General features: G+C 59.9%; 31 protein-coding genes. 1 reads left to right on the top strand and 30 read right to left on the bottom strand.

From position 1 onward, the window contains the following. Positions 1-97: 97 nt before the first annotated feature. Entirely contained in the window at positions 98-691 is a 594-nt protein-coding gene (locus tag ABE456_RS19920; protein WP_346645449.1) for a hypothetical protein, read from the bottom strand. 174 nt (positions 692-865) lie between these two features. Here ABE456_RS19920 and ABE456_RS19915 point away from each other — a divergent pair, with 174 nt between their 5' ends. Beyond that, positions 866-1,477 (top strand): hypothetical protein, encoded by a 612-nt coding sequence (locus tag ABE456_RS19915; RefSeq protein ID WP_346645448.1) that lies wholly within the window; start codon positions 866-868, stop codon positions 1,475-1,477. Positions 1,478-1,713: 236 nt separating this feature from the next. Here the strand turns inward: ABE456_RS19915 and ABE456_RS19910 are convergent, their stop codons facing one another. The 29 genes from ABE456_RS19910 to ABE456_RS19770 form a co-directional block, all read right to left on the bottom strand. Continuing rightward, on the bottom strand, positions 1,714-2,010 hold the full coding sequence (locus tag ABE456_RS19910) for a DUF1799 domain-containing protein (protein WP_346645447.1): 297 nt from the start codon (positions 2,008-2,010) through the stop codon (positions 1,714-1,716). Positions 2,011-2,027: 17 nt separating this feature from the next. After that, positions 2,028-2,411, bottom strand: a complete 384-nt coding sequence (locus tag ABE456_RS19905) for a phage tail assembly chaperone (protein ID WP_346645446.1) — start codon at positions 2,409-2,411, stop codon at positions 2,028-2,030. Between the two features lie 9 nt (positions 2,412-2,420). Continuing rightward, entirely contained in the window at positions 2,421-3,080 is a 660-nt protein-coding gene (locus tag ABE456_RS19900; RefSeq protein ID WP_012273028.1) for a phage tail protein, read from the bottom strand. A gap of 73 nt (positions 3,081-3,153) precedes the next feature. Next, positions 3,154-3,783, bottom strand: a complete 630-nt coding sequence (locus tag ABE456_RS19895; RefSeq protein ID WP_346645445.1) for a hypothetical protein — start codon at positions 3,781-3,783, stop codon at positions 3,154-3,156. A gap of 61 nt (positions 3,784-3,844) precedes the next feature. Next, positions 3,845-4,267 (bottom strand): phage tail terminator-like protein, encoded by a 423-nt coding sequence (locus tag ABE456_RS19890; protein WP_346645444.1) that lies wholly within the window; start codon positions 4,265-4,267, stop codon positions 3,845-3,847. Next, complete coding sequence (locus tag ABE456_RS19885) at positions 4,264-4,938, bottom strand: hypothetical protein (RefSeq protein ID WP_346645443.1); 675 nt, start codon at positions 4,936-4,938, stop codon at positions 4,264-4,266. Before ABE456_RS19885 ends, ABE456_RS19890 begins: the two co-directional genes overlap by 4 nt. Position 4,939: 1 nt before the next feature. Further along, on the bottom strand, positions 4,940-5,332 hold the full coding sequence (locus ABE456_RS19880) for a hypothetical protein (protein ID WP_346645442.1): 393 nt from the start codon (positions 5,330-5,332) through the stop codon (positions 4,940-4,942). A 2-nt stretch (positions 5,333-5,334) separates the two neighbouring features. Then, positions 5,335-5,727, bottom strand: coding sequence for a protein singed (locus ABE456_RS19875; RefSeq protein WP_346645441.1), 393 nt, complete (start codon positions 5,725-5,727; stop codon positions 5,335-5,337). Between the two features lie 40 nt (positions 5,728-5,767). Beyond that, positions 5,768-6,352, bottom strand: a complete 585-nt coding sequence (locus tag ABE456_RS19870; RefSeq protein WP_346645440.1) for a hypothetical protein — start codon at positions 6,350-6,352, stop codon at positions 5,768-5,770. Between the two features lie 48 nt (positions 6,353-6,400). After that, the gene (locus ABE456_RS19865) at positions 6,401-7,345 is read right to left on the bottom strand and encodes a major capsid protein (protein ID WP_346645439.1); all 945 of its coding nucleotides are present in this window, start codon (positions 7,343-7,345) and stop codon (positions 6,401-6,403) included. A gap of 10 nt (positions 7,346-7,355) precedes the next feature. Beyond that, positions 7,356-8,075, bottom strand: a complete 720-nt coding sequence (locus ABE456_RS19860) for a hypothetical protein (RefSeq protein ID WP_186723009.1) — start codon at positions 8,073-8,075, stop codon at positions 7,356-7,358. Between the two features lie 83 nt (positions 8,076-8,158). Continuing rightward, a complete protein-coding gene (locus ABE456_RS19855) occupies positions 8,159-8,485 on the bottom strand; it encodes a hypothetical protein (RefSeq protein ID WP_346645438.1) in 327 nt (108 codons plus the stop codon). A 26-nt stretch (positions 8,486-8,511) separates the two neighbouring features. Beyond that, the gene (locus ABE456_RS19850; protein WP_346645437.1) at positions 8,512-9,561 is read right to left on the bottom strand and encodes a minor capsid protein; all 1,050 of its coding nucleotides are present in this window, start codon (positions 9,559-9,561) and stop codon (positions 8,512-8,514) included. Beyond that, positions 9,551-10,975, bottom strand: a complete 1,425-nt coding sequence (locus ABE456_RS19845; protein ID WP_346645436.1) for a DUF4055 domain-containing protein — start codon at positions 10,973-10,975, stop codon at positions 9,551-9,553. Before ABE456_RS19845 ends, ABE456_RS19850 begins: the two co-directional genes overlap by 11 nt. An 8-nt stretch (positions 10,976-10,983) precedes the next feature. After that, positions 10,984-12,471 (bottom strand): terminase, encoded by a 1,488-nt coding sequence (locus tag ABE456_RS19840; protein WP_346645435.1) that lies wholly within the window; start codon positions 12,469-12,471, stop codon positions 10,984-10,986. Between the two features lie 2 nt (positions 12,472-12,473). Continuing rightward, positions 12,474-13,073 (bottom strand): hypothetical protein, encoded by a 600-nt coding sequence (locus tag ABE456_RS19835; RefSeq protein WP_346645434.1) that lies wholly within the window; start codon positions 13,071-13,073, stop codon positions 12,474-12,476. 1,032 nt (positions 13,074-14,105) lie between these two features. Next, a complete protein-coding gene (locus tag ABE456_RS19830; RefSeq protein ID WP_346645450.1) occupies positions 14,106-14,423 on the bottom strand; it encodes a hypothetical protein in 318 nt (105 codons plus the stop codon). Beyond that, a complete protein-coding gene (locus ABE456_RS19825; RefSeq protein WP_139671747.1) occupies positions 14,423-14,794 on the bottom strand; it encodes a chemotaxis protein in 372 nt (123 codons plus the stop codon). Before ABE456_RS19825 ends, ABE456_RS19830 begins: the two co-directional genes overlap by 1 nt. Before the next feature lie 79 nt (positions 14,795-14,873). Continuing rightward, positions 14,874-15,194: a hypothetical protein gene (locus tag ABE456_RS19820; protein WP_346645433.1), complete on the bottom strand. Its 321-nt coding sequence runs from the start codon at positions 15,192-15,194 to the stop codon at positions 14,874-14,876. 163 nt (positions 15,195-15,357) lie between these two features. Beyond that, the gene (locus tag ABE456_RS19815; RefSeq protein WP_346645432.1) at positions 15,358-16,038 is read right to left on the bottom strand and encodes a hypothetical protein; all 681 of its coding nucleotides are present in this window, start codon (positions 16,036-16,038) and stop codon (positions 15,358-15,360) included. Next, positions 16,035-16,157, bottom strand: coding sequence for a hypothetical protein (locus ABE456_RS19810; protein WP_346645431.1), 123 nt, complete (start codon positions 16,155-16,157; stop codon positions 16,035-16,037). Before ABE456_RS19810 ends, ABE456_RS19815 begins: the two co-directional genes overlap by 4 nt. Further along, a complete protein-coding gene (locus ABE456_RS19805; RefSeq protein ID WP_346645430.1) occupies positions 16,154-16,732 on the bottom strand; it encodes a recombination protein NinG in 579 nt (192 codons plus the stop codon). Before ABE456_RS19805 ends, ABE456_RS19810 begins: the two co-directional genes overlap by 4 nt. Next, positions 16,729-17,199 carry a hypothetical protein gene (locus tag ABE456_RS19800; protein ID WP_346645429.1) on the bottom strand — a complete coding sequence of 157 codons (471 nt, stop codon included), beginning with the start codon at positions 17,197-17,199 and terminating at the stop codon, positions 16,729-16,731. The genes ABE456_RS19805 and ABE456_RS19800 overlap by 4 nt, the downstream gene beginning before the upstream one ends. Beyond that, positions 17,196-17,369 carry a hypothetical protein gene (locus tag ABE456_RS19795; RefSeq protein WP_346645428.1) on the bottom strand — a complete coding sequence of 58 codons (174 nt, stop codon included), beginning with the start codon at positions 17,367-17,369 and terminating at the stop codon, positions 17,196-17,198. The genes ABE456_RS19800 and ABE456_RS19795 overlap by 4 nt, the downstream gene beginning before the upstream one ends. Continuing rightward, positions 17,366-17,704 (bottom strand): hypothetical protein, encoded by a 339-nt coding sequence (locus ABE456_RS19790; protein ID WP_346645427.1) that lies wholly within the window; start codon positions 17,702-17,704, stop codon positions 17,366-17,368. Before ABE456_RS19790 ends, ABE456_RS19795 begins: the two co-directional genes overlap by 4 nt. Continuing rightward, positions 17,704-17,895, bottom strand: a complete 192-nt coding sequence (locus tag ABE456_RS19785; protein ID WP_346645426.1) for a hypothetical protein — start codon at positions 17,893-17,895, stop codon at positions 17,704-17,706. The genes ABE456_RS19790 and ABE456_RS19785 overlap by 1 nt, the downstream gene beginning before the upstream one ends. A gap of 58 nt (positions 17,896-17,953) precedes the next feature. After that, entirely contained in the window at positions 17,954-18,736 is a 783-nt protein-coding gene (locus ABE456_RS19780) for a hypothetical protein (protein WP_346645425.1), read from the bottom strand. Continuing rightward, complete coding sequence (locus ABE456_RS19775; RefSeq protein ID WP_346645424.1) at positions 18,723-19,118, bottom strand: hypothetical protein; 396 nt, start codon at positions 19,116-19,118, stop codon at positions 18,723-18,725. The genes ABE456_RS19780 and ABE456_RS19775 overlap by 14 nt, the downstream gene beginning before the upstream one ends. Positions 19,119-19,162: 44 nt before the next feature. Next, complete coding sequence (locus tag ABE456_RS19770) at positions 19,163-19,684, bottom strand: hypothetical protein (protein WP_346645423.1); 522 nt, start codon at positions 19,682-19,684, stop codon at positions 19,163-19,165.

Raw genomic sequence — 19,684 nt, 5'->3', positions numbered from 1 at the left:
GCAGCTTGGACCTTGTATTCTCTTGAGTAAGATTTACGCACTAATTTTGCCTCCAATTGGGCGCCATCATAGCGCCCGATGAAGGTGTCCAAAATCATTAGGCCAGTTCAACCACGCTCCCGGCCCCTCCATCGTAAATGAGATCGTCATAGAGCATTACAGACTGTCGGTAGTGACCGTTCAGGATCTCAAGAACTGCACATACCGAGCTCAACGCAGCCTTGATCTTCAGACGACTTGCAGGGGACAGCGGGCTCGCCGCAAGCCCTTGAATGTGGACTAGGTCATTGTGTGCAATACGCTTGTTGCGATGCTCACGCGCAAACTCCGCGTCAATCAAGGCGGTAGCGACTGCGCTTTCCACCTGGGCCCGGACTTGCAGATCACTGATGATCGGTGGGATCGCACTGATTGAAAGGTTTGGCTTCTTTCCCGTCATCGCAGGATCAGTAAGCCTGGAAATCCCCAGCATCACCGCATCCCAGAACTGTGCCTGTACAACGCCGAAGAACGTAGGCGCTGAATCATTCAAAACCTGCACAGTTGCTTGGTCTACACAAAAAAGCTGCTCGTATTGCTTCCACAGCAAAAGGGTCTCAAGCAGTTGATCGTTGAGGTCGTAGTACATCGCCCCAAGATCCGCGCCCATACTCTTGATGCACTGATTCCGGCTTTCTTGCTCGCTGACCACTAACGATACTCCAAGCATGCCCCACAGAGTCGCGCAGCGTGCCACGTCATCATCACCCTGTCCACCCATCCAGTGTGGATGGAATACCAGTACCGCGCCACCATTTCGCCATAGTAGCGTTGCACCTCCAACGAACCGCCCCGGTCCGTTGCCGGAAAGCCCATGGACCGGGACATGATCACCAAGGAGTCGACATTGAGCAAGGATCAAGCATTTGAGCCGAGGCCAGCATTCACTATTGATTGGGCCCGCCAATACGATTGCGGTCCCTCGGATCCCCACCTTCATGCTATTGGTCAGTTCATAGCCAATTACTCATCAGTTGAGTGGAAGCTCGCCGAGCTATTTGCATTAACGATGAGTAAGCCTACCGCAGAGGTGCAGCGGATCTGTGTAGAAACCAACATGTCGATCGCAGGAATGGTCCGCTACACCAAGTCCAAGCTCACAGAAATCACTGGGACGCATGAGGAGACAGCGAAGGACCTTGTCTTTAGCATTGATGCCTTCGAAAAAATTTCCCCTACTCGTCACAAGATCGTCCACTGGCAGTGGGGGCTAAATGAAGGCGAGCACGCCACACTGTCAGACCTAATAAAACCAAGGGCGCCAGAGAAGGCAAACTCTGCGATGACGCTTGAAGACCTCAGGAATCATTGTTTCAGCCTGATCAAAATCTTCCAGGCGATCACTCTTGGTCTTGAGGTGCTATCAGGTCGGGTGACCAGGCAGCAGATTCTTGAAGTCCGCGCAGACACATCTCCCGAAAAGCTCTTTCGACCGTAAGTCGCGATAGAGGTCGATCATCAGTCTCCTCTAAAACGGCAAGACCGACTTCGATCATCCCGCGAGAGACGACGATATCTTCGGCGCGCACGCTGCTGGGACTGAAATGCTCACGTGCCGATTGCATCTTCATCTCCCGCGGTCAGGCCGCTTCGCTTTGCGTCCCGATGACGCAACACAAGACGCGTCCGTTCGAGCCAGGGCCCGCCGAACACTATAATTTCTGATGGCTTGCCCTACTCCGCCGCCTCAGCCATCACCGCTAGCGCTTCACTCTCCATGATCCGCAGGTCTTGAAAAGCTCCGGTGAGATCGCTGCGCTTTATGCCGATCATCGAGGCGGTGCCTGGGATGGATGCGTAATCGAGCCCAGAAGGCCCGCCCGGACCCAGGCGCCATTGCGTGCCCAGCGCCTCGAACAGGCAGAAGGCAGGCCACGCATCAGGCCAAACCTCCACCGCCTCGGTTTCGATGTCGTCCAGGGTGAGGCCCAGGAAAGCCAACTGCTCGGCGGACGGGCCCTGCTCGTACAAAGCCCGTGCCGCCGCCTTCAGTTTCCCAGGCGTGCCGGGTTGTAGGCTTCTTGGTAGGCGTCCAGAACGGCTTGCGGCGCGCCAACGCAGGTGGTCACCAGGTCGAGTATGGCCTCATCAGTGAACTTGTCGTCGAAGCCCCAGCTGACGGTTACGGCTCTGATCTGCTCGGCCTGCAGTTGAACCTGGCCAGTAGTGAACTGCTCGAGGCTCGCGCCTTCGGCCTTGCACTTCTCAGCGTGCGCTTCGAAAGCTTGGTTCCAGCCGTCGTACAGCTTGGCCAGGGCGGTGCGGTCCATGTAGCGGAACGTAAACTCCACGGGAACCGGTTCGCTGCCTACGCGCGGGATCTTCACCTCGGCGGCGAACGTCGGGTTCTGCGCAATCTTGATCTTCGCCATGAGCACTCCTTACGCGCCGGCCAGGTAACGAAGCGAGCGAGCCGACAGGCCAACGCTGATGGTGCGGGTCATCACGTTGTTCCGCTCCATGGTTGGGTCGGGGGTGATGCTGACGTAGCCCGGGTAGAGGATCTGGTCACCGTTGCGGAGCTTCATGCGGATCACCGCCAGCTCCTTGGAAGCGTCGTAGCCTTCCACAGCCTCGACGTACGCGGCGGTCGGCTGGTCCTCGACCACGATCGACAGGTTGGTCGGGTTTCGGTTGGTAGGAAACTGCTTGTCGTCGTCATCTTCCAAGTAGCCGACGGTCGCATATTGCTGCTCACCACCCGAGGAGGTGAACGAGGTGACCTTAGAGATCTGCACCCAGTCAGATACAGGCAGCACGGAGCCGACGCCGGCGCCAGCGGTGAAGCGCTCCACATTACTGGTGTCCAGGCCGCCCAGCGAGAAGGCATCGGCGGCGACATTGGCTGCTTTGACGGCGCGGTCGTTGATCAGTGCCCAGCCGGAGTTGACCAGCAGAACATCGCCGTTCTGGATGGCATGGCCGGCAGCGGTGGCCACCGGCGGCTTGGCGTTGGTCAGCGCGGTGAATGGAACGGCTGCGCCGATGACGCGTGCAATCTCCAGCACGGCGCCGTTTGGCAGCGGGAAGCGTGCGGCCATGGTGTTTTCCTCTTGGTAGAAACGAAAAAGCCCGCACGCGGCGGGTAGATTGGCTGGAAGCTGAGTTGGTTGCTCAGCGTGAGCGCTTGAGCTCGTTGAGAACCATGCGGCAACCCTCTCGGGCGCCTCGCTGGGCAGCGTCCTGGATTCTGCGGATTAGGCTTTGGTCGGCATTGATCTTCTCTTGGCTGATGCCTATGCCAAGCCCAGATGCCACACAATTGCCGCTCGCAGTGACGGTGATCTTCAGCCTTGGGCCGGAAGGATCTGGTTCGTCCGATCGAAGTGAGATTCCACCAGTGGCGCAGTCCAGCTCTACCAGAGGTCGCACCGATGCATCGCAAGCGCGGGATTGAAGTTTCATATCGAAAGCGGAGCTGCGCAGGAACGCTTCGTTGATGTAGGTGATTCCATCAACTACGAGGAACTGCTTGGCGAGGTCTTGCTTGGTCAGGCAAAAGGCCGCCAACTGCTCTTCCGATGGCTTCTGCTCGCGCTCGTCCAAGCTAGCATTGGCTTCCGCGACTCTGTTGACCAGCGCGGTTACCTGGCTGCCTTGTGCGGTGACAGTGCTCGACAGCGCCGAGACGGCCGTGGCATCCGCCTTCGTTGCAACCTGGCTGCTTAGCGCGCCCACCTGTGCCTGAAGGCTAGCAACAGAAGCTGAAAGGGACGCGATTGCCGCGAGAACTGGATCGGACATTTGCTTGCTCCAGATGAAAAGACGGCCCACAGCAGATGCGAGCCGGTGAAGGGTATGACCCCTATGGTTTTGGTTGGTCCGCGACACCGCGGTAGGTGAAGCTAACCGGGACTGTGTAGGTCGCCGACTCGGTTATGGTTGGCCCCTGCTCTACTGGGTCGGTGACCAGGCCTTCAAAGCCGTTGCGGCTGAGTTCCGAGTCGATCCTGAACAGGCTGGAAAGCTCGTCGATCAGGACCTCTGCGGTCGCCAGCGCTTGGCCTGCCGGGCAGATGATGCTGACCTGATAGACGCCGCTGTATTCGTAGGCCTCGCCGCCTAGGTAGCGACAGGTCGTGCCCGCCGGTAGCTGGAAGGCACGAAGGTAGGTCTCGCCAGACTCGGCCTCGAACCCCTCTTCGAAGTTGGCCACGCGAATCGGGCGCACCGCAGCCCAAGTTATGAGTTTGGCCTCGATGGCCTGCCGGGCTCGTGCTTGGCTCATACCTTGTTGTTCCTTATCGCTTCTTCGACGATGCCCTGGAAGCGATCCAGCGTGACCCGGACCATGCCCCTAGGCGCCTGAGTTGAGTGGCCGTATTCCAATGGGATGGCGTAGGGCAGGTTGTTCACGATGTACGCCGTCTGGCCGATGGTCAGCGCAGCGACTTGCGCCTTCAGCTGGGCGATGGTCTCGTTGCCTGACCGATCGACGACATCCAATTCGCCGGTTGCCGGTGAATCGATGGAGAACTGCCAGTTACCCCGGAACCGGCCGCCGACGTAGCCCTGGCCTGCTACCAGGCCATTGGTAGCGAAGTTCTGCTCGCGCTCGGTCTTAGTGAGGGGCTTGGCGTATTTCACGCCCTTGCGAAGCCTGCCGGCCTTGGTGAAGTTGTCTTGGTTTAGGTTGATCAGCGTATTGCGCACCGCGACCTTGAAGTCGTAGTCATCGGCAGCCTTCTTAGCCTTGGTTCGGTGGGCCACGTTGGCCGCCCATAGTTCCGGGTTGCCCACCGGTGACATGAGAATGACGCTGCTACCGATCTCGATCACGATTGCCCTGAAGGTGGAGTCCAGCGCTTGCTGGGCCTGCTCCGTGAATGCCCGAATGCTGTCGGCAAAACTACCTTCAAGCCCTCCATATCGCTGGGCCATATGAGAGCCGTGCGGCATATCACTTCCTCAATTGGATGGTCCAAGTTGCCTGGGCCGGATCTTCAGAGACGTTGAGAACCCTGAAACCACTGACCTGATCCCCGATCTTCGGCGTTGCCGGGGTTTCAGTGACAACACCAGCCTGCTCTTCGAACATTTCGTTCTGCAGGACCAACAGCTTCACGTCCTCGGTCTGGATACGTGACCCGTCGATTTCCTGGGCCTGATAGTTATCAAATACCCCGCGGCCTGAATACCGAATGGCCGTGGTTGGGGTTGCGCCGCCTAGGTTCGGGTCGTAGTCCCCTTTCACGGTGCGGCTGCCGGCCACTGGCCGCACCGCATCAGCCAATCCATCAGGATCATCGAAAGCCTCAGCAAGGTCGGCCTGTATTTCATCACGTAAGCTCATGACTACCCCCTACGCACAGCGAAGGCAAACGGGTTGCTACGCCATGGCGTGAGCAGGGCCAGGGCCAACTGCACGCTGGCAGGCTGAGCGACTGTGCTGGTCTTGTCGATCGAGCCAAAGGTCTTGCTGGTCGTTACCGGGCCGGCCTTGACGGTCTTCGCCTCGAGCGAGCCCTCGGTCTGCTGCTGGTACAACTTGCCCTGGGAGGCGCACTTGGCCAGCCTGGCGCCGGCCTGCTTCACGTCGTCAGGAATGTTGTCCATGTCGATGCCAACCAGGTTGAGCGGCGTCATGTAGGCATTCGCCTCGAAAACACCCTCGTCCTTGAGCTCTGCAGCCGCCCAGCCGGCCCCAAGGATGCTATCCACGTCGGCCACGGTGATGTAGGTAGCCATCAGGCCTCCGCACGAATGAGAGGGGCCGCAGCCCCCTGGATTACTGCTTGTCGAGGTCAGCGACCTGCTTCTGCAGAGCCTCTTTCGAGGCGTTGGCTCGGTAGGTGACGCCAGCCTTGTCCAGAGCGGCCTTCAATGCCTCGACCTCTGGGTCGGCGGCAGCAGCTTTGAGGGCCTCGATCTGCTTCAGGAGGTCGGCCTTCTCTTGCTCCAAATCGATTACCTTCTGGACTTCGCCGTCGCGCTCGCGCTGAAGGCTGGCGATGCCGGAGTTGACCGCTTCCAACACCTGGAACAGGTGGCCAGCAGTTTCGCCAAGCTCGCCTTCGGGGCGCTCCAGGCGCTGCGCGGCGAAGGAGTCGACGATCACGCCGATGGATGCAAGCTCGGTGACCAAGCGATCGAACACTGCGTGATCAGGACCTTCGACAAGAGCCACACGTGTCGGTAACTCAACCACCGACACATCGGCGCCGACGGCTTCGTAAGCATTGACCACCTTGGGCCAATCGCCGATCACCACAACCGAATCGACGCCAGGTTCGGCCTGATCAAAATGTCGTGGATTGCGATAGGCCCGGCCTTGCTCAAAACCATCACGCTGGGTGGTGTAAATCAATTCCATGGATTGTCTCCAAGGCAGGCCCGCTGGACCCGCCTTTGCTGTGGCCGATTAAGGCGCGGACAGGTCGATCAGGACGCCGGCAGTAGCCTTGTCACTGGTCGCATGCTTGCGCCAGTTAGCCCCGGTGCCGAGGGCTGCGAGATTCGGGTTAACGCCTGCGGTGTCCTTCCAGGAGTAACCCATGATGTCGACGTTGAAAGCGCCTTCCGCGCGGTAGCCGATGGCCAAGTTTTCCTGGGTGTTGACCGGGTACGAGCGCACACCCGGGGCTTGGGACTCGGTTACCGAAACCGCGCCCACCTGCAGGCCGAAGATGCGCTCTTCGGTGACTTTGTCAGAGACCAGAACAGGTTTGCCCATGGTGCCAGGCGAGCCGCCGTAGATGACCACGCCTGCCTCTTCGTAAATCTTCTGGTCGATTGCGTCGTCAACCAGGTCGAAGTAGGTGGCGGAGTCCATGGCGAAGAGCGCGATGCGATTGAAGCGATCGCCGAACTTGCGCATGCCCTTGGTCAGCACCTTCTTGTGATCGACTGCGAAGGAACCGGTAGCGACCATGTTGGCGTTAGCACCGATAGCGGCGCCAAGAGCCGCGAAAGCAGTCTGGATGTAGTAGTCCAGTGCTGCGTCGGCCATATCCTGGCCAACCAGCATCGAGAACTCTTCGGGGCTTCGCGCACGTCGCTTGAAGGCCTCCTCCGTGGTCTCGTACGGGCCGTACTTCCACGGGGTTTTCACGCCGACCGCTTCGTCGGCGCCGATCTTGATGCCAGCGACAGCGGCGTCGGAATTGACGTTACGGTGGCCCAACGTGCCGCCGATCTTGTAGAACGAACGCTTGCGCAGGTCGCCCTCGATCAGTTCGTTACGCAGGATCAGCGCACCGCCCGACGAGGTGTTGAACACCTCCAGAACGTCCTGCAGACGCTCCAAGTAGGCGGTTTGGGCAAGATCGTTGTAGATGATCATGTCCGAGTTAAGGGTGGTAGGCATCTGCTACTTCCTATTTTGGCAATTTGAGGTATGCCTCCTGCCCGTGCGCTTCGATGTACTCGCGCTTCTGGACAGAAGTCATTTCGGAGCGTTTCTGTGCGGCCCCGCCGCCTTTTCCAGCACCGCCGGCCCCGCCGCCAGATGCCTTGCTGCCAGCGATCAGCGGACCGAAGGCCGGATCGTTGGTGAATTCTGCTTTCAGCTCGTCCAGCGTTGCCGCGGAGAGCTTGCCGGCGGCGTCCAGCACGACAACGGTGGGTTTGCCGTCGCGCTGCTCGACGCTCAACCGGCGCTCGATGTGGGGAAGCAATGCCTTTGCGGTACCTGGCACAGCCAACTCGGTGGCCAGCTCGGTTGCGGTCCGACCCACAGTCAGATCCCGGATCTGGCCCTGCAAGGTTGAGCGCTCAGTTTCCAGAGCCGAGGTCAGCTCAGCCTCGCGACGGTTGAACTTGTCGGACCAGGACTTCTCCAGGCCCTCGATGTCACCTGCCTTACGGGCAGCCTCCTCGGCCTCGGCGCGAGCCTTGTCTTCAGCCTCGCGGCGCGCCTTCTCGGCCGCCTTTTTCTCGCCCAGGAGCTCTTCTACCTTGGCCTTCAGGCCGGTGACGTCCTCCTGCTGCGGCAGGCCGTCGATGCCGAGGACGAACTTGCCATCCTTCTCGACGTACAGGGCTGCTACCGATTCATCGACGCCTTCAAGGCTGTCCAGTTGGAATTTCAAGGTCATTGCTGTCTCCCAGAGACGTTGAGCAGGCCCTGCCTGCGGGCATAAAAAAACCCGCCGGAGCGGGTTGATACAGAGGAGTCCGATTAAAGCTCGGCCATCTCCAAAAGCAGGAAGTCGACTTCGTAATGTGAGTGGAATGCGTACAAACGTTTCACTGCGCCGTAAAAGCTGATGCCTTTCCCGGACATAAATTGGCCTACACAATCGTACCTGGCGTACACCATGATCATCTGGCTAAGCTCAGGAATGGGCAATCTACCTTCGTCATGTGCTTTCTTTGCCAGCCTGTCCAGCCTGACCATGGACTTCAAGATGATGTATGGCGAATTTCTACCTCTTTCAAGAAGGGCTCGTCGGAAGCATTGCTCCAGTATTCCCACTTCATGGCGAGATAAGTTGAAAATGTCCATGTGATCATCCTTGGTCGGCTGTAGTCCTAATCTATCAATTCAGCCTTAACGAACGCCATCGGCTCACGCTCTCGCAGCTGCTTGAGGGTCAGGGTTCGCCCGTCATCATCGACGAACCGGTCTATGCTCAGCTCGCCTTTGCTGAACAGCTTGTAGCGAGCCGGCCCCAGCACATCCTCTTGGAAGGCTGCCGGCTGCCTGGCGAGCCATTCTCCGTAGGTGGTCTTGCTGCTGACCTGCTCGGCGCCGTCCGGGCCCACCGCAGGGCGAGTCGATCCGGGTATTTCCCGGGCAAACTCATCCTTGAGCACCGGTATCTCGGTCGTCCTGCAGTTCCAGTGGAATGGTGGCGACGGCGCGCTCATGGGCACCACCGTACCATCCAGCGCACGGCAGAGCGGCGTGGTCCTGCCGTCCAGGGTGGCGACCCGGCGCTTTCCCTTCAGGATGTCGTCGTTATCGACCATGACCTGCGACCTCGCCGAACTGGCGATGTGGTTGGTCATGGTCCGCACCAGCGCCCCGGCCTGGTCGCGCTGCTGCACACCGAGCGATGTGAGCCGGCGGGTGATCTGGCCAGTTGTCTCGCCCAGCGCCGAGCCCATGCGAATCTCGCTGATGATCTCGGCGCTCTTCTTGGTGCCGTACTGGTCGAGCGCGCCGGCGATACTGATGCGCTGCCGACCCTTACCGACCTCCAGGTCGAGCGGATCGGCCAGTGCGGCAGCTGCCACCTGCTCGATACTTGGAGCATTCAGCTGGACGACCGTCTTCACGACCTTGCCCAGCAGGGTCATGTTGAACTCAGCCTCGTAGCCGCCGAATTCGGCAAGGTCGAGCACGGCCTGCTGCTTCATCTCGCCGTAGACGCCCGCCAGCTCGCCCTGTAGCTCTGAAATCTGCTTCTCGTACCGTTGGGTGCCGTAACGGCTCAATCCGTCTGAAACACGCGATTTTGCGGTACTGATGGCCTTGGTGATGAACCTGGCCAGGCGCTTGAGGCTGCCACCGGCGTAGCGCTGGACGTGCACCTGGTGGCGAGTCGCTGCGTCGGACAGGTAGCCGTCACTGCTCATCCTCGCTGCCTCCGGTGTCGTTGCCAGTCACTGGCGGCTGCTGGGCCAGGTCCTCGTCGATCTTTTCATCGCTACGGTCCGCTTCCAGCACGCCGCCTTGGCGAAGGTTGACCCGCACATCACGCTTGGCGATGAAGCCCTGCTGCCACAGCTGGATCTGGGCCAAGATGTCCTGAGCGGTCATCGTCTCATCAAAGAACGATTGGTTGAGCCAGAAGACCGTACCTGCCTCGTCCGGCTCGCCCAACATGAAGCGCTCGGCATCGAGGATGGCCCGCTTAAGGGCCTCGGAAACGTTGCCGGCAATGGTGCCCAGCACGCTGTTGTCCGAACTGTAGCGGATGCGCACGGCCTCGGCCGTCTCAGCGCCGCCCGCCTTCTGGACGATACGAGCGCCGATCATCAGCATCTGCTCTTCCTTGTCCTTCATCAGCGTGCGAGATAGTTGGCTCTCGCTGGCCTGGACAAGCTTTGCGTCGCCGGACTTGCCGAGGTTGTAGCCCCGGGTAGATCCGATGTGCATGCCGTTCGGGTTCACCTTAGCGAACTCGTCGGCGCTGATGTCGGTCGTGATGAACAGGGTCGGCTGGCTGCTGATGAAGCCGCTTTCCTCCACCGTGGCGCTGTTGCCATAGTGCAGGATGTTCACGTCGGCCAGGTCTTCCAGGGGAGACTTGTCGATGCTCGCGTCGTTGTTTTGGGAGCCGTAGAAGCTGAACAGGATGTGGTCGAAGGGCCGGCCATTCTTGTCGAGCGGCTGGACTGCGGTGTAGTTGTTCCCGTCTTTGCTGTAGACGCGCTGCTCATAACGACCTTCGACCAGCAGGAGCACCCGGTACTGGGTGTCAGTGGTGCGCTCCAGGCTATCCGTGCTGAATTGGGACACACACTCCAGCAGGCAGACGTAGACCAGGCGCTTCACGCCATCGATCACCTGCTCATCCCAGTCGATTATCGACTTGGCGCCGTAGTGGTGGATCAGCGCGCGCCGGCCCTGCATGTCCGCCATCGAGGACACGCCTTCAACGGCCGGAAAGTCCACCAGGAAGCCGCCACGGCCGACATCCAGGCATTCCCCTACTGCATCCTTGGAAAGCTGCTCCAGGCTCGTGCCGTCGCCGCTGGCGTTCTCTTTCAGGTACTCGACACCAGTGGGCAGTTCCAGCTCGGCAGTCTTGCGGAACACCGCGCCCAGCAGGCCGGTGCGCGTGCGCCCAGTGATGTTCAGGAACATCGCCCGTTTCTTGTACTGCTTGTACCGCGCCTGATTCTCCGGGGACTTGTTCTCCGGGTCAGGCATCGGCAGGTATTCGTCGTGCTTTCGCACCTCGCGGGCGCCGGCCACGCAGCGCTTGACCAGCTGCCAGCCGGGCAAGGCCTCCGAGTACTCTGCCCGAGGAGTGAAATTCGGCATGGGTGGCCTCAGAAAGTGAACGTGATAGGTACGTGCTGAACCACGGAGCGCTTGGTCTTGGCCACTGCGAAGTAGCGGAAGGCGTCGGCCGGGTGAGATGACCAGTCATGGAGCGGCTTGTCTTTCCAGCACCCCTTCTTGTCGTCCCATTCCTTGCGGTAGCTCTCCAGGGCGGTGATGCCCTCCTCGCACTTGGCCTCGTCGAAGGCGCAGCGGGGCAAGATTTCCCGCGCCTGCTCGATGCCTTCGTCCACGCTGAGCTTGGGCACCACCTGGAAGGTCATCGAATAGCGCTGTCCGTCGATCTCGTAGCCCTCTCGCGCGAGTTCGCGTCGAGTCTTGCCGTCGCTACCAAATTCGCGGTTGTCGATGTCGTGGGGGCCCCAGTGCTCGCCGTAGGTGTAGCCGCGATCCTTGAGCACCTTCATGTAGTGCCGCAGGCCCTCGCCGCTGTTCTGGTAAAAATCGACGATGTGGTACTCCTCGCCGACGATCCGGACGAACCAGATGGCCGTGGAGTCGCCCACGCCGATGTCCCAGAAGGTGTGCACCGGCAGGTGGCTGTTGTCTGGCAGCTTGCCGATACGCTGGCCGGCGTAGAGCTTGGTGAACTGCTTGGCGTAGTAGGCGCCCTCGATCGTCTGCTGGAATGCCTCTGCAGGGATCGACGGGTACTCGCGCTTCATGTCGTCGCCAAGGGTCTTTTCCTTGGCCACATACCAGGCGCGCTGGCCTGGGTTGGTGACGATGCCGTGCTTGCCGGCCAGATCGTCGAAGTACTTGGCCAGCCGGTCCGAGATGACTACATCGGTCGGGTCCAGCCAGTACAGCGGGTTACGCCACCAGCTGAAGAAGAAGAACTTCCAGTCCAGCAGGCCCAGGGGCACGCCAGCCAGCTGCTGCTTCTCTGCGCTCTGCGAGTAATCGAAGAAGTAGCCCGCCCGCCCCTCCGCCGTCGACTCGATCGTAACGAAACACTCTGCGGCGACAGCCTCGAAGGCGCCGGTGACGATCTCTCGGGCTTTGTGGGGAAACTTGGCACAGATCTTCCCGAACTCGGATACGTGCAGATATCGTAGAGTCCCGCCCCGAAAGGATGTGGACACGTAGAGCGATCCGCCTTTGCTGAACACAAGCTCACCAGCAGCATCGTTGCGAGCAGGGTTAGCAGCGCGTATTTCCTTGGGAAGGTTGTCATACGCATACTTGACCTTCTCTCGAAACAGCCGCTTGGCGTCATTCAGGGTGTGGGCAATCAGGGCGCACTTGGCGGCCTCGAACAGCGCAGCATCCAGTTGGACGATGCAGACCAGCGTGGTGAAGCCCAGCTGCCGGGCCTTAAGGATGATGTTGCGGGTGTGCATCCCCTGGAAGTAATCGATCTGCTCCTGCGTCATGCGGAAGCGGACCTTCTTACCCTGCTTGTCCGTGATGAAGTAAAGGTTGTTCAGCCGCCAGAACCGGTCCCGGAGCAGTTTCATGTGCTCGGGCTTCATGGTCAGGCATCCTTCGATAGTTCATCCATCAGCTGCGACAGCTCGTCGGCGTCTTTCGACTGCTCCTTGTCGTCCAGGCCGAACGCTGTGCGCTCAAGCACCTGCAGGTTCTTCATGGCCGAGGACAGCTGGAAAAGGGTTTTGGCGTTGCTGGGCAGGGCAACCGCGGCGAGCATCGAGCTACGGCGGAAACCGCTTTCATCGTCAGCAGTCTCGCGCTCAATCTCGTCCTCGATGTCCTCGCGACGCTTGATGGTGGTGAGCAAGTCATCCATCAGCAGGTTCGCAAGGTTCGCGGCTTTGCGGATGTCGCGGCGGTGGCTGCGAACAACCGTCGCGCCCTCTTCTGCCGCCTCTTCGATGATCTCGGCGTCCCGCTCGGGGTTCGCGCATTGGTCTTCGCGAACCTCGCCGCGAACCAGCTTGTTGCGAACCTCTTTGCGGACCTGCTCGGAAAGGTCCCGCTCCCACCCCAAGGCCTTGGCCTTCTTCCTGATTGCGGTGTCGCTCACATCATGGCGATCTGCGATGGTGCGGATGGAAAGCGCCCCGGCCCGGAAGGCTCGCTCGATCGCCTCCCAGTCGGGTTGCTTGGTTGTCATGAGGTCACTCTGCTCCTTGAAAAAGTGGCTTGTTGTCGGCGTTTCTGGAGTGGATTTTCTCCTAGTGCAAGGGAGCTCTCAGGGGTATCTTTCTAAGAGATACCCTCATAACGCTCTGGGACTTGCAATGACTAGGGACAATTTTTCGGACGTCACAAAGCTTCGCTTGGCCTTAAACGTACGGTTTATGTGCGTTTATCCTCCCTGCCACCAAGCTACTCATGGCCCGTCGATTTCAGGCGACACCTTAATAAATATCGGCAATGCTGCGCACATTACCGCTGCAGCCGCTAATGGGCCTCGATACGATGCGTCCCTTACTCCCGAGCAACGCAGGGCATACCAAAACGGAGCGTGGCTGTGTGCAACACATGCCACTCTGGTGGACAGGGCTCCTGATGATTTTCCGCCTCATGTTCTTCAAGGATGGCAACGTAGTGCCGAGGCTAGAGCATGCAATGACGTTTATGGTGTGTCGACAGCTGCCACAACAACCCAACCTGAGATTAGCTCTGCTCTCGCGAAGTTTATTCCGCTCGCAAGTGAAGCTATTGCCTTCCGCATGACTACATTTTTTTTCCCCGGGTTTCAGGTGCCAAAGGAAGCAGTCAACGCTATGCAGCGCTTAATTCGAGATTGCTCAGGCTATCACTGGCACCCAGGTCACCCTTGCCACTCAGGCAATTACGTAACGCTTTCGAAACAGGATTATGTAGTCCGCACCATTAGGCAGATGATCGAATTACTCTCCGATAAAACCAGATGGGTTGCTGATCACACCGGTTACTCGGTCGCGTATGCCAGTGAGCCTCACATGAACGCTGCTTTCGATTCGCTCAAAAGGGCTTATGCCGAGGTAGATTCCACACTTTATGAGCTTCGCCAGTATATGAGAGGGCAGCCCAGCTACCCGATGTACTGATTTGCAGGCTCTTTCGCTACTCTGTGGGGCGCAGCCAGTGCGACCAATTCAAGGGGCGATTTTATGCATCGTCTCGACATAATTTGCTGATCCGCGAAGCGTGTAGCGATTTAATGGTTCTTCCGGCCGACCGCTTCGAACGCCTTATCCACTGCCTGAGTGGCAGTGGTTGCGGCCTTCGATGCCTTTTCTACGGCGGTGCCGGTCTTCTTCGTCAATTCATCCAAACGCTTGTCCCGCTCATTCATGGCTGCGGCGTAGGCGCCGCGGATCTCCTCAACCTGATTCGCCTGCTTTTCGGCAAGTGACCAGTAGCAGGCCTGATAGCCGAGAACAGTTCCGCCGGTGACCAGCACAATGGCGATCGCCCACACCTCAACCCGGCGCCACCAGCGGCGGGCGATGAATTCAAGTGCGCATCTGTCCATCACGATGTACCTCCGAGCTTGGTGCGCAGGCGCGCGATTTCATCGCTCTGCAGCGTCACCCGCTCTGTCAGGCTGGCGACTTGGCTGGTCAGGGCCTCGATCTTCCCTTCCATACGGCCAACAGTGGCAGCGAGGTCGTTCCGTTCCTTGGCGAACTGGTCGGCGCGGGCCTCGGCTTCTTTCCGGGCCTCACGCTCAATGTCCAGCAGCTCATTCAGGCGGCGCACGACGCCGATGTCGGCAGTATCCATCGCCCTGTCAGTAGCATCCCTGGATAGCCACTTGCGCAACCAGAGGAAACCACCCAGCAATACAGTGCCCGTTCCGCCCAGCCAGGTGGCTGTGCCCGGGCCGAGGTCGGTCGGGTCCATAAAATGTCCATGCTTGAAGGCTTGAATAGGCCTAAATAAAAAGCCCCGCTTGATGCGGGGCTTCGGATTTTTTGAAGGGCTAGCTAAAAGTAAACGTATCGTCAATTGAAGCGGTTTTACGCGGCCTGGCAGCCGGAACGCCTGTAAGAGCTTGATTTCGCAATACGTCCATCAAGGGCCTGAAGGCCACCTCTGCTTTGTGATAGGCCATTTTCGAGATCTTTTCTCTTCCAAGGAGGTAATCATCGAGGTCTTTCAGCTCTAACACTGCCGCATGCGAGAAAGCACTGACATCGCTATCGCAGGTGATGTCTGTAGGCTCACCGTCGCGTAATACAATCCATACTCGGCTCTCACCGACCGCGTCATCCGCTGGCGGCTTCACAGTATAGACAGCCATACCTTCCCCTCAGTTAAAAGGGGGCACGATACCATCTAAGCACCAATAAAAAAGCCCAGCTTGCGCTAGGCTTTGAGTCACTCTTCAACACGCGCAGGAATGACAGGATGGAGCAAATTTACGACATGGCGACATGCTATTGCAAGCCCTTTTGAGGCCCTTTTCACGCGGCCTCGTCGAATAGCACGCCAATCGCTTCGAGCATGTGCTGAGCCTCGACCAGCGCCTCGTTCACAAGTGACTCCAGAGCGCCCTTGATGGCCCGATTCCAGCGCTGGTAAGTGCGCTCGGTCAGGCCTTGGGAATCCCAGTTGGTCATGTCGTAATTCGACTCGGCCAGGACGATCATCTCCCCCGGCTTCACCTCGGCCACGGCCCTGGCGTGCTTGTTGGCGCGCTCAATGGCTGCGGCAGCGGCCTTGTTGCGCCAGTCCCACTGACCTTCTTTCTCGCTCTCCCGTGGGTCGGGCGCCTTGAACTGGGGAACCTTGCGCTGAATCCCCTTCGTTTGCTGCGGCACCGCCCAGACCAACACGGCCTGCTGAGTGAAGCGCTTCGGCGCAGGCGTTGGCACGATGGCAACCAGGCGGCCAATGGAGTCGACCTTGCGCCCCTTGTGCGTGCTGTACTTCGCCACGAGCGCGTTCCAGTGCCGCGGGGAAAGCTGGGCGTGGAGCAGCCGGTGCACGATCGAGTCGGCCAGCAAGGCTGCGTCCTTCCCGGAGATCTCCCCCTTCAGCTTGCCTGCCTGCACTCTCGGCTCGACACTGCAACCGCCAGCGCTGTTGATCGTCTCGGCCGCCAGGGCGCGAACTACTGCTGATACCACGTTCTGATAGCTCACTGGCCCTGCTCCTTCTTCCGTCGATTCGATACACGTATGCCCCGCACGATGCAGTAGGCGCCAAAGATGGCCATGGCCAGCAGCAGGAGCTGGCCAGTGTCAGTTGGTGTCCAGCTCATGAGGCCTCCTTCAGCTGCTTGATCTTGTCGCGATACTCGGCCTTGATGGCCTTGAGGTCGTCGATGGTGTAGCGCTGGGCCTCATGAGGGCCTTCGAGCCACGCCACCCGGTCGGCACCGATGCGCCGCACCAGGTTGATCCGGTAGTTCACGATGTCACCCGACTTGTGCTGGTTACAGGGCACGCACTGCTTGTGGCAGTTGAGCGGCTCGAAGCGCAGCTCCGGGTTTCCGCCAACGGTGCGGTAATGCCCTGCGTCATACTTGCCCTGGTGGTGCCGGCCGCAGCTGATGCACGGCAGTGCCTCGTCGCGCATCCTCACCCACTGATTGAATACGGCCTGGGCCTCACGCACGTAGTCTGCTCGGCTCTTGAGCTTCTGCTTGCGCACCTGGATCTCGCGGCGCTCGCGCTGGGCAATCGCCTTGCGGGCCACTGCTTGGTTCTCAGGCTTCTGGGCCATTGCCAGTGCGCACTGCACACCGCAGGCCTTCTGCGTCGACAGTGATGGCCGGAACTTCTCCCCGCAGGCCTTGCAGGTCTTCTGCTTCACTTCCTTGAGAGCTGTCCTCACGCCGCCTCCTCGCTCAGCAAGTCGCTGAACACCACGCCCTGCGGCGCGAACTCCGCCACGATGCGGTCGGTGTACTGGCAGCCCTGGGCCCGGTCGAACAGGCGGGTGACTGGGAAGCCATCCGGCCCGAACATCGCGCACGGCCCCATCAGGCGAAGCTTCACCTCGTAGTCCAGGTGGATGAACGATTCGGCCCAACCGGTGCGGAACTCCTCGCAGCCGGCGCGCATGATCGGCACACCGAAGTGCAGCTTGCAGTACCGGCGCACATCCTCGATGTCTCCCATCTCGGTGCTCTTGGCGATCCGGTCGTACATCGCAAACCACAATGCGTTCTGGTCCAAGGTGCGGTCCTTGCCCGGGCGCATGCTGACCACTACGAACTTCTTGTCGCGGAACATGCGGGTGAGCATGGTCACGGCCTCGGAGAGCTTGGCCTGGCTGTTGACGCTGATCTTCTCGGTCATGGCTTACCCCTCACGCAGCTGGTGCGCACCACGCTGAACGTGCCCTCAAGCTCCGCCTTTGCCTGTACAGCCGCCTGTTGGCACACCTCGACAGACTCCATCGGGACGGATGTCATTGCTGAATCCTTGCCAGCGGTGAACAAGACGATCAGGAAATACGCCGCGATCATGGCTTCACCTCGACCTTCAGGCCCTGGGCCTCAATGGCTTTTCGGCACTTCCTGTAGATCTGGGACTGGGCGCCATGGCGAGCCTCCAAATACCGGAACTCTTCCGACTCCCGATCTACGGGCTCGTCGAGATAGGCCTCAGGCAAATCTGGCTCAGGCAGCTCCACCACCACGGCCTCGCGGGAGGCCTGCCAGGCCCACCACGCCATCCGAACAGTGACCACGTTCTGCTCGATCATGTAGAGGGCCGAACTGCGAAACCCCTCGCCGCACAGTCGAACCTGCTCTTCGACGAAAGCCTTCTCGAACTGCTCGCGCAGCTTGTTGGTGTCCATCAGTGCTTCTCCCCGCGAATTTCGTCGAGCGCCGCCTGCATGCGGCTGTGAACGGCGTCGTAGTCCTTGACCGACTCTGGCGACAGGAAGCCTGCACCATCCGGCTCAACGAGATCCCAGAGGCGCCCGTAGAGACGGCAGAAGGATTCGCAGGCGCTCACCAGCTTGTCGATTTGCTCTTGGGCAGCCATCACACCCCCTCCCCGGCTGGCTGCCCGGCGCGCTTGATGTTCAACTTGGCCAGCAGGCTCATTGGCTCTTCCTCATGAGTTCGGCAATGGCCTCGCGGGCCTTACGCTTGCGCAGGTAGGTGTCGACACGGATCACTTTGGACTCCTTGAGGCGCTCTTTCTCTTTGCGCTCCTTGGCGACATCAAGGATCTGGCGCACCTCGGCCAGCTTCTCGCGGACCTTGGGGCTGACCTTGGCCCGCACCTCACCAGTGAGCAGGCCGGCGATGGCCTCCCCGTCTTCGGTGATTGGCGCAATGCGCAGGTCGGCCAGGTACTTGGCGCCCGTCTGGTGGGTGATGAGCTGGGCCCGGACGGCGGATTCGATGGCCGTCACCCGGCGCTCGGTGTCGTAGCCCAGCGACACCTCCCACTTGGCCGGCTGATCCTCGGCACGTGCGAAGCTGACCAGGCGCTCGTATGCGCTCATGAAGGCCATACGCGCGCCGATCTTGTCGCCAGCCTCAAGGATCGGCTCGGAGGCGATCATTGCCTGGCGGATTTCGGTGGTGAGCACGACGGTTTCATGCTCATCACTGGCCGCCAGCGCTATCGACCACGCCTCATCCTTCCCGGGGCGGGTGTCCGCCGCGTGGATGTGCTTGAGGACCATGCCGAGCGAAAGGCGCCCAGCAGGCTCTCTACGGCACGCACGCAGTGCGCCGATGATCACGCCAGGGTCAAAGGCCGAAAGGTCCTCAGCGATGAGCTGAGCGCCTCCAGCGCTGATGGTCTGCCCCATCGCCTCGGCAGTGGCGCAGATAGCCACGGCCAGTTCGGCTTGCTGGTCAGAGGAAAGCATTGCGCTTACCTCCCTGGCCGTTGCGAATTGCGTCGGCCGCTTCCTGGGCCGCGTTGACGTTCGCCTGGGTCTGCTCTTGCTGGCGGGCAGTCGTGGCGTTCATCTGGCGGTTGGTCACCCACTGGGTGTGGTAGGCCTCGGCCTTAGCCAGCAGGTCGCCCAAGTTGTGGCAGCCGTTGATCAGCTTGGCGTCATTGATCCGCAGGTAGAACGCGGCGACATGGTGGGCAACTTCAATCCCAAGGCGGTCAATCAGCTGGCCCATCTGGCCGCCTGCCTTCGCATTCCATACCGGCCAGGTGTGGTAGCGCTTTCGATAGGCCATGGCGTAGTTGGCCCAGGCCTTGAAGGTTTTGCAGGACTGATCCTTTGGCCCTGGCATGTCTGCCGGGATTTCGCAGCGCGGCTCTTCGCCCCCAACAGGGATCAGTGCAACCACTTTCCCGGCAGGATGGTTCGGCTCGTCCGAACCTTCCTGCGAACACTGACTGGTACCCTGATTGGTATCCTGATTATTGGTATCCTGATTTGTCGGATTTTTTTCCGACCTTGGCTCGGATTTTTTTCCGAGGTAGATCGGATTTTTTTCCGACCTGTGGTGCCAGTTGGTGGGGTCGGATATTTTTCCGACCCGTCCAGTTTCTGGTTCCACTCGGTGGCCTTCTCCGTCAGGCGGAACAGGGTGATGCTGGAGGTGCTGGAAAGCTCGATCAGGCCGACCTCTTCCAGGGCTTTCAGCATGCGATAGGCCGTGTCTGGCTTGCCAGTGAGCAGAGGCAGCTCGTCGGTGATCTTGGCCTTGCTCAGGGCGAAGTAGATCCCGTCCGGCGTCTGCATAGGCTTTGCCCAACTCGGGCAGCCGTAGACGAACGAGAACAGCAGCGCCTGCTGGGAGTTGAGCCCCCATTCCAAGGCCTTCACCTGGTTGATGGTGAGGGTGAACTGCAT

This window comes from Pseudomonas sp. TWI929 (assembly GCF_039673335.1).
Classification (GTDB): domain Bacteria; phylum Pseudomonadota; class Gammaproteobacteria; order Pseudomonadales; family Pseudomonadaceae; genus Aquipseudomonas.
This window is presented reverse-complemented; position numbering and strand designations above follow the sequence as displayed.